12 protein-coding genes are annotated in these 12,801 nt (G+C 66.3%); 8 read left to right on the forward strand and 4 right to left on the reverse strand.

The genetic code is table 11. From position 1 onward, the window contains the following. Positions 1–52 precede the first annotated feature (52 nt). Entirely contained in the window at positions 53–499 is a 447-nt protein-coding gene (locus IEY07_RS09730) for a DUF2000 domain-containing protein (protein WP_229669903.1), read from the forward strand. 45 nt (positions 500–544) lie between these two features. Here the strand turns inward: IEY07_RS09730 and IEY07_RS09735 are convergent, their stop codons facing one another. Then, positions 545–1,021, reverse strand: coding sequence for a DUF2231 domain-containing protein (locus IEY07_RS09735; protein ID WP_188895020.1), 477 nt, complete (start codon positions 1,019–1,021; stop codon positions 545–547). Between the two features lie 80 nt (positions 1,022–1,101). Between IEY07_RS09735 and IEY07_RS09740 the strand changes: the two genes are divergently transcribed. Then, positions 1,102–1,638: a sigma-70 family RNA polymerase sigma factor gene (locus IEY07_RS09740; protein ID WP_229669904.1), complete on the forward strand. Its 537-nt coding sequence runs from the start codon at positions 1,102–1,104 to the stop codon at positions 1,636–1,638. Further along, positions 1,635–2,327, forward strand: coding sequence for an anti-sigma factor family protein (locus IEY07_RS09745; protein WP_188895022.1), 693 nt, complete (start codon positions 1,635–1,637; stop codon positions 2,325–2,327). The genes IEY07_RS09740 and IEY07_RS09745 overlap by 4 nt, the downstream gene beginning before the upstream one ends. Before the next feature lie 64 nt (positions 2,328–2,391). Here the strand turns inward: IEY07_RS09745 and valS are convergent, their stop codons facing one another. Next, complete coding sequence (valS, locus tag IEY07_RS09750; protein WP_188895024.1) at positions 2,392–5,022, reverse strand: valine--tRNA ligase; 2,631 nt, start codon at positions 5,020–5,022, stop codon at positions 2,392–2,394. 82 nt (positions 5,023–5,104) lie between these two features. Between valS and IEY07_RS09755 the strand changes: the two genes are divergently transcribed. The 4 genes from IEY07_RS09755 to IEY07_RS09770 all read left to right on the forward strand — a co-directional run bounded on the left by IEY07_RS09755 (position 5,105) and on the right by IEY07_RS09770 (position 9,628). Further along, positions 5,105–5,722, forward strand: coding sequence for a hypothetical protein (locus tag IEY07_RS09755; RefSeq protein ID WP_188895025.1), 618 nt, complete (start codon positions 5,105–5,107; stop codon positions 5,720–5,722). A gap of 35 nt (positions 5,723–5,757) precedes the next feature. Further along, complete coding sequence (locus IEY07_RS09760) at positions 5,758–7,410, forward strand: bifunctional folylpolyglutamate synthase/dihydrofolate synthase (protein WP_188895027.1); 1,653 nt, start codon at positions 5,758–5,760, stop codon at positions 7,408–7,410. Further along, positions 7,407–7,763: a DUF4233 domain-containing protein gene (locus IEY07_RS09765; protein ID WP_188895028.1), complete on the forward strand. Its 357-nt coding sequence runs from the start codon at positions 7,407–7,409 to the stop codon at positions 7,761–7,763. Before IEY07_RS09760 ends, IEY07_RS09765 begins: the two co-directional genes overlap by 4 nt. A 155-nt stretch (positions 7,764–7,918) precedes the next feature. Further along, on the forward strand, positions 7,919–9,628 hold the full coding sequence (locus tag IEY07_RS09770; RefSeq protein WP_188895030.1) for an esterase-like activity of phytase family protein: 1,710 nt from the start codon (positions 7,919–7,921) through the stop codon (positions 9,626–9,628). Positions 9,629–9,736: 108 nt separating this feature from the next. Here the strand turns inward: IEY07_RS09770 and IEY07_RS24555 are convergent, their stop codons facing one another. Both IEY07_RS24555 and IEY07_RS09780 read right to left on the reverse strand, forming a co-directional pair. Then, positions 9,737–10,222 carry an immunoglobulin-like domain-containing protein gene (locus IEY07_RS24555; RefSeq protein ID WP_308422928.1) on the reverse strand — a complete coding sequence of 162 codons (486 nt, stop codon included), beginning with the start codon at positions 10,220–10,222 and terminating at the stop codon, positions 9,737–9,739. 489 nt (positions 10,223–10,711) lie between these two features. Beyond that, on the reverse strand, positions 10,712–11,332 hold the full coding sequence (locus tag IEY07_RS09780) for a Type 1 glutamine amidotransferase-like domain-containing protein (protein WP_268239205.1): 621 nt from the start codon (positions 11,330–11,332) through the stop codon (positions 10,712–10,714). A gap of 303 nt (positions 11,333–11,635) precedes the next feature. On the opposite strand from IEY07_RS09780, the gene IEY07_RS09785 reads away from it, so the two are divergent. Further along, positions 11,636–12,670: a GNAT family N-acetyltransferase gene (locus tag IEY07_RS09785; RefSeq protein WP_188895036.1), complete on the forward strand. Its 1,035-nt coding sequence runs from the start codon at positions 11,636–11,638 to the stop codon at positions 12,668–12,670. Positions 12,671–12,801 lie beyond the last annotated feature (131 nt).

Consider the following 12,801-nt stretch of genomic DNA (forward strand, 5'->3'; position numbering starts at 1 on the left):
CAAGGTCAGGAACGTACAAGACCGCGGGCCCGGAGCGTACGACCCTGGAATCGTGACCAACCCAGCGCCCGAGCCGCCTGACCGCCTTGCCCGCTTCGACACCAAGATCGCGGTAGTGCTCCGTGACGATCTGGCTGCCTGGCAGCGACTCAACGTGACCGCGTTCCTGGTCAGCGGGATCACCGCGCGCTATCCCGCACTGATCGGCGAACCGTACGTTGATGCCGATGATGTCAACTACCTGCCTATGCTCGGGCAGCCGGTGCTGATCTTCGAGGGATCACTGGAGCTGATCAAGCAGGCGCATGAGCGGGCCTTGCGGCGCGACCTGGAGTTGTCGATCTTCACCGGTGACCTGTTCACGACCGGCAACGACATCGACAACCGCGCTGCCATCGCCAAGATCACCACCCGTGATCTGGATCTGGTCGGCATCGCGATCCACGGCCCGCGCAACCAGGTCGATCGGACGGTCAAGGGCGCTCGAATGCACCCCTGAACCAGGGTCCCTGAAGTCGTCGAAGGCGCAGCAGCAGCGAACGGCTCAGGACGCGTTGCCGCCCCAGACCAGATGCGCACCGGCATCCCCGGCCAACACCACCTGGACGGTGGTGAGGGCGGCGGCGGCGATCACCAGCAGCGCGATCAAGACGGTCATCCACTGACGCCGAGGCGCGAAGCGCAGATAGATCCACTGGCCGATGGTGGTGACTGCCAGCGCGATCGAGAACGGCAGGATCCGCCGGCCCAGCGTCTCGTGGTGGGCGATCGCGGCCCCGGTCAGGTGTAGCGAGTCGACCAGCTGCTCACCGGCCTGGATCGTGATCGGCACGAAGATCATTGCTCCCAGAGCGGCGAGCGGGGTGAGGAAGCCGAATTTGCGCTGGGCGGCGGGCCACAGCGATCCGATGATCGCCATCAGCGAGCTGAGTGGCAGCATCACCAGCACCAGATGGACCAGCAGCGGGTGGGCAGGCAGTCCGTTGATCGTCATCATGTCCGGTGAACGATGCAGCCCCATCCCGGGTTCATTGCGGCAATCCGCGGTTACGTTGAACCATCGGAAGGTCTGAATCGTGTCTGAGGGGGAAGGGAGACACGGTGAGCGGACTGCAGGAGTCCGAATGGCAGCTCATTCATGACCGCCATTCGGGGGAGCTGTGGCGCTTCGTGCTGGCCCTGACCCACGACCGCCCGACCTCGGAGGACATCGTCCAGGAGGTGCTGCTCCGCGCCTGGCGAAGCGGCGAACTCGCCGAACGGGACGAGGCGGGCGTCCGGGCCTGGCTGTTCACTGTCGCCCGCAGACTCGTCGTCGATCGCTGGCGCAGCGCGGCTGTCCGCCGGGAAAGCCCGGGCGAGCTGCCCGAGACAAGCCCTGCGGCGGTGGTCGGCGGTGTGACCCGTCCGCCGGACCGTACCGATGAGGTGCTCGACCGGTGGCTGATCGCCGACGCGCTGGCCGCGCTGAGCTCAGACCATCGAGCGGTCCTGGTTGCGGCCTATTACGAGGGCCGGACGACGGCCGACATCGCGACCCGGCTGCAGATCGCCGAGGGCACCGTGAAATCACGGCTGCACTACGGTCTGCGGCATCTGAAGATGATCATGCAGGAAAGGGGAGTGACCCGGTCGTGAGCCAGTCCGATCCGTACGGCGACTGGGACGCCGCCTACGTGCTCGGTGCGCTGACCGTCCAGCAGCGCCACGAGTACGAGGACCATCTGGCCGGCTGCCCCGACTGCCGCAGCGCGGTCGGCGAGCTGGCCGCGATGCCGGGCCTGCTCGCTCAGTTGCCGGCCGCCGAGGCGATCGCGCTCAGCGACCATGGCAGTGGACCGGGGGCCGAACCGGTGCCGGACTCGATCCGCGACCTCACCCCGCCGCGACGGCTGGGCGCACGGATGCGGCTGCTGCTGGTGGCGGCAGTGGTTGCGGCGCTGATCGTCGGCGGCATCGGCGGCTTCCTGGTCCACGGAGCCCTGGCCCCCGCACATCCCGGTCGCGGCTCATCAGTCCTGGTCGCGTTCGGACCCCAGCGGCAGACCGGCATCATCGCCACCGCCAACCTGACCGCGGCCGGCGACGAGACCAAGGTCGACTTCAACTGCATGTACGCCACCCACAGTTACGGCCGGCCGGCCGACTACGTCCTGCAGACGATCGATGATCACGGGCAGGCGAAGCTGATTTGGAAATGGCGGGCCGGACCGGGGGAGGACGACTGGTGGCCCGGCTCGGCGAAGCTCCCGCTGGACAAGATCACCGCGCTGCGGATCGTCGACGCCGACACCGGCGCCGTCGTGATGACCGCCGCCGTACAGTGACGCCGGTGAACTGACACGATTGTGAACTGGGGCTCCGGGCCTGACCTGACCGGGCATTGCGGCGTCAGGCCTGGGCCAACTCCACCGCGACGTCCAGATCGGTATCGGACTCGGCCCACTGCACCTCGCCGGTGATCCGACCAACCGCCCGCAGATCGGTTTCGACCTTTTGCAGCCGCTCCAGCACCTCGCCCTTGCCGGCGAACTCGATCCGGGCCACCTCGGTCTTCATCGAAACCTTGGCGCTGGACTTCGCGCCGCGGATCGCGATCAGGGCCGAGGCCACCGCGTCGAGCAGCAGCGCATCGCCGCGACCCTCGGGATTGGGGACCTCGTCGACCGTCGGCCAGGTTGCGTTGTGGATGGAGCCGGCGTTGCGGCCCTGATGGGGCCACCACGACCAGACCTCTTCGGTCGCGAACGGCAGGAACGGCGCCAGCAGTCGCAACACCACGTCGAGCGTGGTCGCCAGTGCCGCGTGGGCCGACCGTGCGGCGTCCTCGCCGGCGGCGCCGTACGCCCGCTCCTTGACCACCTCGAGGTAGTCGTCGCAGAACTGCCAGAAGAACCGCTCGGTGACCTCGAGTGCGCCGGTGTAGTCGTAGGCCTCGAACGCTTCGGTGGCCTCGGTGATCACCAGCTGCAGGGCCGACATCAAAGCTTGATCAACAGGCTCGGTGATCGGCGTGCTGGGCTCGGGGATTCCATACGACAGCACGAACTTGCTCGCATTGAGCACCTTCAGCGCCAGCCGCCGGCCGACCTTCATCTCCCGTTCGTCGAAGGGCGAGTCCAGACCCGGACGGGCCTTGGCTGCGCGCCAGCGAACCGCATCGGAGCCGTACCGCTCGAGGACGTCGGTCGGGACCACCGCATTGCCCTTGGACTTGCTCATCTTCTTGCGGTCGGGGTCCATCACGAAGCCCGAGATCATGGACCGCTTCCACGGCAGCGAACCGTTCTCGAAGTGCGCCCGTACAACCCGGGAGAACAACCAGGTCCGGATGATCTCGTGGGCGTGGGTGTTCAGGTCCATCGGAAAGGTGATCTTGAACAGTTCCGGGTCCCGTTCCCAGCCACAGACCACCTGCGGGGACAGCGAGGAGATCGCCCAGGTGTCCATCACATCAGGGTCACCCACGAAGCCGTGCGGCGCGCCGCGCTGCGCCTCGGTATAGCCGGGCGGCAGGTCCGAACTCGGATCGACGGGCAGCACGTCCTCGTCGGGCGTGATCGGGTGCGCGTAATCGGGCTCGCCGTTGCCGTCCAACGGGTACCAGACCGGGAAGGGCACCCCGAAATAGCGCTGCCGGGAGATCAGCCAGTCCCCGTTGAGCCCGTTGACCCAGTTGTCGTAGCGGTATTTCATGTGCTCGGGCACCCAGCCGAGCTCCTCGCCGCGCTGCAGGAAGGTCTTCTTCAGCCCGGCGTCACGGCCGCCGTTGGTGATGTACCACTGGCGAGTGGAGACGATCTCCAGCGGCTTGTCGCCGTTCTCGTAGAAGTTCGCCTTGCGCTGGGTCGGCGTCGGGTCGCCGATCAGGTCGCCGGACTCCCGCAGCAGCCCGACCATCGCCTCCCGGGCACTGAACGTCGTCTTGCCGGCGAGCTGCTCGTAGGCGTCCTGGGCCGGTCCGGGGGTGATCCACTCCGGCACGTCACGCAGGATCCGGCCGTCCCGGCCGATGATCACCCGGGCCGGCAGCTGCAGCTCCCGCCACCAGGTGACGTCGGTCAGGTCGCCGAAGGTGCAGCACATCACCAGGCCGGAACCCTTGTCCGGTTCGGCCGCCGGGTGCGCCTTCACCGGCAGCTCGACACCGAAGACCGGGCTGGTCACCGTCGTACCGAAGAGATGCTGGTAGCGCTCGTCGTCAGGGTGCGCGATCAAGGAAACACAAGCGCCGATCAGCTCCGGCCGGGTGGTCTCGATGATCACCGGGTCGCTGCCGTCCGTGGGGTGGAACTGCACTTTGTGGTAGGCACCCGGGTAGTCGCGGGCCTCGATCTCGGCCTGCGCGACCGCGGTCTGGAAGGTCACGTCCCACACGGTCGGGGCCTCAGCCAGGTACGCCTCACCGCGGGCCACATTGCGCAGGAAAGCCTTCTGGGCAACGATGATCGTTTCGTCACCGATCGTCGTGTAGACGCTGGACCAGTCCACGCTGAGTCCGACCCGGCGCCACAGATCCTCGAACGCCTTCTCGTCCACCGAGGTCAGCTGGTGGCACAGATCGATGAAGTTGCGCCGGCTGATCGGCACCTGCCGCTTGGGATCAGGTTTGGCCGGGGGAGTGAAGTCCGGGTCGTACGGGACACTCGGGTCGCAGCGGACACCGTAGAAGTTCTGCACCCGGCGCTCGGTCGGCAGCCCGTTGTCGTCCCAGCCGATCGGATAGAAGACGTGCTTGCCCTGCATCCGCTGGTAGCGGGCGATCAGGTCGGTGTGGGTGTAGGAGAACACGTGGCCGACGTGCAGCGAACCGGACACGGTCGGCGGCGGGGTGTCGATGCTGAACACCTGCTCGCGGGTCTGCGCCGGATCTCCTTGGGGCCGCTGGAAGGCGTACGTCCCCTGCTGCTGCCAGGTCTCCAGCCACTTCGACTCCAGCCCCTCTAGGGCAGGGCGATCCGGTACGTTCGGCGCGCCGGAGGTCGGAGCGTCGGAACGTTGGCCGGATTCAAGAGTCGTCATAAGGGGAATCCTACGAAGACACCCCGCCCGTACGCACATCGATACACGATCAGGTGACCGTTGCGGGCTCTATCCTCCCAGCGTGGCGGATATCACCAGGTCCCGGCAGTTGCTGATCGCAACCGCCGTCCTGCTCGCGGTGACCGCCCTGATATCGGCCCGCTGGGGGAAGGCTGTGTTGCTGGTCGGCGGCCACGTGATCCCGGGCTGGTTGCTCGGAACGGTACCGCTTCTGGCTGCGGTGGTCGTCGCCGTCATCGCCCGGCGGCTGCGCCGCAGGGCCACCGCCACGCTCGGTACGGACCGCGTAGCGAAGCTGACGGTGCTCCCGTCGGCCGCCATCTACACGGCGGTAGCGCTCATCGGATTCTCGGCGGTGTACGAGACGCTCTGGCCGGCCGGCTGGGACCTGTTCGGCGTCGCCGACTACACAGTGCTCGAACCGACCAGTCCGGACGGTTGTGTGGTGGTCGTCCGAGACGCCGCCAACTTCGGATACACCAGTGAGGAGCTGTTCCCGGTTCCAGCCGGCGGAGTCGGACGGCAGACCGACGGCTGGCTGGTCAGGAATCACGATCGGCCGGTCAAGAACGGCAACTACCGGCTGACCTGGAACTCGCCCGGCGACGCAACGCTGGAGATCACCGGACCCGGCACGTCCGAGGTCGTCGGGATGCCGCTGCGCGACGCGCAGTGCTGAGGTCGCGGTCCGAGCGCCGTAGACTCGCCGATGCCATGTCAGAGCCCATTCCTGCATCCAGTTCCGCTGCGTCCGGTCACGCCGAGATCGCCGCCGCGCTCCAGGCGCGCTGGCCTGAGCATCGGGTCGCGCCCAGCCTGGCCCGGATCGCCGCACTGACCGAGTTGCTGGGGGATCCGCAACGCGCCTACCCAGTGATCCAGTTGACCGGAACCAACGGCAAGGGCAGCACCGCGGCCATGATCGACGCGCTGCTGCGCTCGGTCGGCCTGCGCACCGGACGGTTCACCAGCCCGCACCTGATGGATGTCACCGAGCGGATCCGGATCGACGGCGAGCCGATCAGCTACGAGCGGTTCGACGAGGTCTGGAACGAGATCGAGCCGTACGTCGCCATGGTCGACCAGCAGCAACTCGACGGCGTCTCGATGACCTTCTTCGAGGTGATCACCGGGATGGCGTACGCCGCCTTCGCCGATGCACCGGTCGATGTCGCGATCGTCGAGGTCGGGCTGGGCGGGACCTGGGACGCGACCAATGTCGCCGACGCCCAGGTCGCGGTGATCACACCGATCGACCTCGATCACACCCACCTGCTCGGCGACACGGTCGAGAAGATCGCCACCGAGAAGGCCGGCATCATCAAGGCCGGTGCGACGGCGATCCTGGCCGGCCAACAGCCGGAAGCCGCCCGCGTGCTGCTGGAACGTGCCGCCGAGGTAGGAGCGAGCGTCCAGCGCGAGGGCCTGGGATTCGGCGTCCTGGACCGGGTGATGGGAGTCGGCGGGCAGCAGTTGCGACTGGACTCGGCCGAGGGGCCGATCGACGAGATCTTCCTGCCCGCCTACGGCGCCCACCAGGCCGAGAACGCGGCTGTCGCACTGGCCGCGGCGGAGGCGTTCACGGGTCTGAACCGGATCGACCCGGACGTGGTCCGGGAGGGCTTCGCGGCCGTCGAGGTGCCGGGCCGGCTTGAGGTCGTACGCCGTTCGCCACCGATCATCCTGGACGCGGCGCACAATCCGCACGGCGCACGAGCGACCGCGGCGGCGATCGCCGAATCGTTCGACTTCAATCCGCTGGTCGGCGTGATCGCGATCATGCGTGACAAGGACGCCGAAGGGCTGCTGCGGGAATACGCCGACACGCTCACCACGGTCGTGGTCACCCAGGTCGCCTCGACCGACCGCGGGATGGCCGCCGATGATCTTGCCGACCTGGCCGCCGGGATCTTCGGCTCCGACCGCGTGCAGGTCGAACCACGGATGGACGATGCGATCGAGACCGCGATCGCGCTGGCCGAGATCGACGGGGCGACCGCTCCCGGTGTCCTGATCACCGGGTCGGTGATCGCGGTCGGTGAGGCCCGGACCCTGTTGGTCGGCCATCGGCCGAGCAGTGCACCGGGGGCCGTCGCCGTTACCGGTGACGGCGTGCTGGATGCTTCAAGTGCACCGGTCATCGACGAGACCGAATCCGACGATGACGCGAAGGACTACTCGTACGGGCCGGAGTACGGCGGTGATCAATTCGGCGACGAATTCGCTGCCGAGGGTGAGGATGGCGGGGACTTCGCGACCGGCCCGGATGCTGAGCACGAGGACGCGTATGGGCCCCTGTCCGACGACATTACTGACGACGTTACCGACGATGCCGGACAGCAGAGTCCGGAGGGTGGCCAGCAGTGAGGTTGCAGCCCGGAAATCCGATGGGGCGGGCAATGATGATCACGCTCTTCATGCAGCTGATCGCCCTCGGTCTGGCCATCCCGGTCCTGATCAAACTCGCCGGAGTGTCGACCGGGCTGGCGTTCGCAACCGCTGGCGGGACCGCACTGCTCTGTCTGGTCGCTGGGGGACTTTTTCGTTCCCCTGTGGGCTATCCGCTCGGGTGGCTCGCCCAGCTGGCCGGGCTGGCTCTCGGCCTGATCAGCGGGGTGATGTTCGTGATCGGAGTGATCTTCACGGGCGTCTACGTGCTGGCCTTCGTGCTGGGCAAGAAGATCGACAATGCCACGGCCTCGATGGCCAACCATTCGTGATCTGACCGGCTAGATCCACCCGGCCAGATCCTTCTGGCGCCCGGGGCGTCGGTCCGCGCCGTGCTCGGGTGTTGGGCCAGGCTTACTGGGTTGCACACCTGGTGTTCGCTCTCAGGGCTCCTGGAGCTAATCGTCAGCAGCCAGCGTTCGAAGCCATGACGTTACTCTCGCGCAAGCGCGCCCGGGTCGGGGTCGCGATCGGTGCCGCTGCCGCTTTCGCGCTCGTCGGCTCCGGCGTGACCGCCCAGGCCCACGGCTGGCTATCGGCCCCCACCCACGATTTCGACGTGCGGTCCGACTCCTTCACCGGACACAAGACGATCACCGGGAACGTGCTGAAGAACGACAAGGGTGCCACCGCTGTCGTCCGCAACACCAAACCCGCCAACGGCACGGTCACCGTGAACGCCGACGGCAGCTTCAGCTACACGCCGAAGGCCGGCTTCACCGGAACCGACACCTTCACCTACACCGCAAGCGATGCCGTCCAGTTGTTCAAGGACACCACAGCCAGGGGCACGGCTCTGCCGCTGTTGGCCAAGGTGCCCGGTCCGAACGGCACCACCACCTCCATCTCCGGCGAGGGCTACGGCTCGTCGCTGGCGCCGGTGCCGGGCAGGTCGGGCTGGTTCTACGGGCTGACCGACCGCGGTCCGAATGCCGACGATCCGCTGGGCAACAAGTCCGAGATGGTGACCGACTTCGTCCCGCAGGTGGGCGAGTTCAAGCTGGTCGACGGCAAGGCCGAGTTGCAGAAGACGATCACCCTCAAGGGCCCGAAGAACGTCAAGGGTCCGGCGGGTGTCTACGGCCAGTCCTACAGCGGCCGCCCGCCGACACCGGACACCAGCGAGACGATCGACGATGTCACCAAGAGCCACGGGACCACCGGCGTGCCGGTAGCCAGTGACCCGGACGGCTACGACTCCGAGGGGCTGGTGGCCCTTCCGGACGGCACCTTCTGGGTGTCCGACGAGTACGGCCCGTACATCACCCATTTCGACGCCCGCGGCTTCGAGATCGGCCGGATCACCCCGTACAAGGACAGCCCGAACAACAAGTATCACAAGATCATCGGCTACCTGCCTGCCGAGTATGCCGACCGATTGACGAACAAGGGCATGGAAGGCCTGACGATCACGCCGGACGGCACAACCCTGGTCGGCGCCATGCAGTCAGCGCTGCAGATGCCTGATCTTGGCAGCACCAAGGCCTCCAAGGTCGCGGCGACCCGGATCATCACGATCAACCTGCACACCTTGAAGACCAAGCAATACCTGTATCTGTTGGACAATCCGAACGACACCGGTGACGCCGTCAGCGAGATCACCGCGCTCTCCGACACCAAGTTCCTGGTCGACGAGCGGGACGGCAACTTCGAGCCGTTCGCCGGCAAGACCTTGTACGAGGTGGACATCAACGGTGCCACGGACGTGTCCGTCCTGACGATCCAGGGCAAGTCCCCGGAGGCGTTCCTCGGCAAGGACGACACCAACACCGCGCTCGCTGCGCTGACTGCTGCGGGTGTCCAGGTGGCGCAGAAGCAGCCGTACCTGCAGGTCGGTTCGCTGGTGAGTCAGCTCGATCCGACCGGCGCGTTCTTCGGTCACGACAAGGTCGAGGGTGTTGCGACTCCGGACGCGGGCAGGACGCTGTACCTGTCCAACGACGACGACTTCGGCATCGACTACATCGGCAACTGTGGCGACGATGATCCGTGCACTGAGGCCGACGGTTCGTGGGCGGTCCACCAGAAGGTGTTGCCGGCGACCGGTCAGGAGGACAACGGCGAGATCCTCAAGGTCGACACCACCAAGCTGCCCGCCGTGCTGAAGACCGTCACCGTGACGATCCACGTCCACTGATCGCTGGCCGGCGATCCGACTCGCGAAGACACACCGGTAGATGGCTGATCTGAGCACCCATTGACAGCCATCTGCCGGTGTGTCCCGTTGTCCTGGTGCGGTACGAATTCAGGCTTCGACCGTGAACTCGGCGCAGATGCATTCCTCGCGATCCCGGAACGGGCGATCATCGGCCTGATCGACCCAGATCTGCTTCGAGATCCGGTACCTGCCGGGTTCAAGGTCCCCCGGGACAGTCATCGTCATCGCGCGGCTCGTCATGCCCGGATCGACACCGAGGCCCACTGCGGCGAATACATCGAGGACGGGAATCTCCACCCAGCCATCTGCTGTGTGTTGCTCGAGGCCGTAGCCGAGCCCGAATTCCAGTGGGCGATCGGCGTCGTTGATGATCATGTGCGCGACCTCGTCGCCGGGTCTGGCCGTGTGCCTGTCCAGCACTAGTCGCGCCGACATCGTTGCCCCGATCTCTTGATCACCGTGATTTGCGGTCAGGCCGTGCAGAGAATCCTCGTACGGAGTTCGTCGATCATACCGGCGTCGGCCGAGCCGTCTCCATCTCTGAAGGGGCTGGCCGCGTCGCCTCCAAGCCATTGCGGCACGTCCACCGGATCGGTGTGCCCACCCGCACAACCGGGTATCGACGAGATCGAGCGGGTCGACCCTGTCAGGAACCCGGCGCCACTCGATGCCGCGGTCACGCGTGTCGGTGACCAGCCAGACTGGGCCGTAGGCGTCGGAAATGCGGCACAGATCCACAGGGCGCGATCGACGGGAATACCGACTCCGCGCCCAGCACCGACGAGCGCTCCGGCCGATTCGGCGCTGGCATGGATGCGTTCCACCGCAGCTACCGCGGGATTCTCCTGGTCCACGGCAGGGGATCGAAGCCACCCAATCATGTCCCGAGCTTAGGCGGCTGAGCGACAATGCACACGTGGATTGCGTGGAGAGCAAGGAGATCCGGGCGAACGGCTGAGCGGTCCGAGCGGTCAAGCTCAATGCCCCGGTGAACCGAAACGATCGACCCCACCATCAGATGATCGGGTCCGCCCGACTTGGAGTCACCGCCGGCGCTTACGGTCAGAGCGTCGGCAGGTCGAACCTGGAGCCAGCCGTGAAGCGCTCGACGCTGTGGTCGGAGAGCCGGGTCAGTTGGCCCTTCCCGCGCACGGTGGCGATGCCCTCGTCACATCGCAGCCCTACAGACTCAGGCAGGCCAAGGACGACGGTGCCATGGGACGATGCCCATCGACCGGCTGCTTCCAGTTGATCTTCGGTGAAGTGCGGTAGCACCGCGGTGCCGGTGATCAAGCCGAGGGCGGCGAGGTCATCCAGCCCGGGTTCATTGGGATCGTGGCCGTCGGCGATTTCAATGGTCTCGCAGGCGAGGACGGCGCCCGCGCTCCCTCCGTAGTAATCCCCGCCGTCGAGGCAGAACCTGCGCACTTGATCAACGAATCCGTGTTGTCTGACCTGGTCCAGGAGCCGGAAGGTGTTGCCACCTCCGACGAGGAGCAGGTCAACCCGATCCGAGTCCAGCTCAACCGGGTCATGATCGCTGAGCGTCTGCCATGTGTCGAGGTGATAGTCGATGTCCAGGAGGTCGAGATTGTGCCTCAGCCACTGGTCCGCTGATGCGCACATCGCGCCAGGCAGCGCGAAGGGCCAGTAGACGATCCTCGTGCTTTCTCGATGGAACATCGACAACCACAGGCGTGCCTCATCGGCAGCGCTTCCACATCCGAGATACAACGTGCCAGGCACAAGCCGTACTTTCGCACGTTGCTCGTGGCGAGGCAATCAGGTTGAAGACACGTCCGGTCGCAGGGACTCTGAGGGCGTACGCGACGTGGCGGATCGACGCGAGACACACTGATAGCTGGCTGGATTCCCGCGCCAGAACAGCCATGTCTCGGTGCGTCTTGTCGGGGCGTCGCTGCCCAGGCAGCACTGCCGGGTGGAAAAGAACGGCGGCGGACGGCCCTGCTCCGCTAGCGTTCCGTCGTGTCCAAGGATCGCGTACGCAAGCGGGTGCGTGGAGCACGCGAGAACGGGCAGTTGGTCCGTATCCGACGATCCCGCGGCTGGGACGCCCTCGAGGGTGTCGTCGTCGACCACGGGCCGAAATGGCTGCTACTGGCGGTGGAGTTCGATGCCGGGTTCTACGGCCACTGCATTCTGCGGATCCGCGACATCACCGACTTCTCCGACCAACGTCCCAGCTTCGTCGCCCAAGCGCTTGCCGGCGAAGGCCATTGGCCGATGCCGACGCTTGATCAGATCGACGTCTCCGGATCCACCAAGGAGCTGGTCGCCAGCCTGGTGGCCCTCGGCCGGCCGGCGGCCTACCACTACGAGCGACGCGATCCACACTCGATGCTGATCGGTCTGCCGGTCGGCAACGAGGACCACGTGCTCCGGCTTCACACGATCGACACCCACGCCCGCTGGGACGACGTCAGCCGGATCCGCTACCGCGACCTCACCCGGGTGGACATCGATAGCGGCTACCTGAAGCGGCTGCTGCGCATCAGCGGCAACCATCCGGGTGACCCGATCCAGGTGACCGCGGAACTCCGGTTGCGGCAGTTCGATCCGTGGCAGGCGGATGATCAACTGTTGCGGGACCTGCTGGTCTCCTATCAGGATCCTGACAGTCTGCGGATGGTCGACGGGCCGAGGGCCAGGCCGTACAAGCTCCGCGGGCTCAAGGACATGTTCCGGTACATGAGCGACCACGGCGAGCTCTACCTGATCGAGCGGCTCAATGCTGACGGGACCTGGAAGCCGATCGGCGACGCAGCGCTGCAGCCCGGCGCGATCCCGGTCGTGATCGCTCCCGGGCACCGCAACCAAGGCATCGGACGGGCCGTAGTGGCGGCTTTGATCGGTCGGGCTCGCCAGCTCGGCTGGAGGTCAGTGAACGTCAGTGATATCTACGACTACAACACCGCCTCGCGGCGCTTGTACACCTCGTGGGGATTCGTCGGAGTCGGTGCCACTGAGCTTGGGCACCGCTACCGCCTCGACCTCTCCTGACATGGTGTTCCCCGACCCTGGCCTCGCGATCGCGAGACTGGTCGGTTTCGCGACGTCGTCGAAGTTGATCGTGATGGTCACCCGCTGACTAGCATCTTCTCAACACTCAACAATCCCGAGTACGCGACGGC

This window comes from Microlunatus endophyticus (assembly GCF_014646195.1).
GTDB lineage: Bacteria > Actinomycetota > Actinomycetes > Propionibacteriales > Propionibacteriaceae > Microlunatus > Microlunatus endophyticus.

Excerpts from the sequence above, each read along its gene's own strand:
- IEY07_RS09735 (WP_188895020.1), bottom strand. The coding sequence starts at position 1,021 with ATGGGGCTGCATCGTTCACCGGACATGATGACGATCAACGGACTGCCT.
- valS (WP_188895024.1), bottom strand. The coding sequence starts at position 5,022 with ATGACGACTCTTGAATCCGGCCAACGTTCCGACGCTCCGACCTCCGGC.
- IEY07_RS09760 (WP_188895027.1), top strand. The coding sequence starts at position 5,758 with ATGTCAGAGCCCATTCCTGCATCCAGTTCCGCTGCGTCCGGTCACGCC.
- IEY07_RS09770 (WP_188895030.1), top strand. The coding sequence starts at position 7,919 with ATGACGTTACTCTCGCGCAAGCGCGCCCGGGTCGGGGTCGCGATCGGT.
- IEY07_RS24555 (WP_308422928.1), bottom strand. The coding sequence starts at position 10,222 with ATGGCTTGGAGGCGACGCGGCCAGCCCCTTCAGAGATGGAGACGGCTC.
- IEY07_RS09780 (WP_268239205.1), bottom strand. The coding sequence starts at position 11,332 with ATGTTCCATCGAGAAAGCACGAGGATCGTCTACTGGCCCTTCGCGCTG.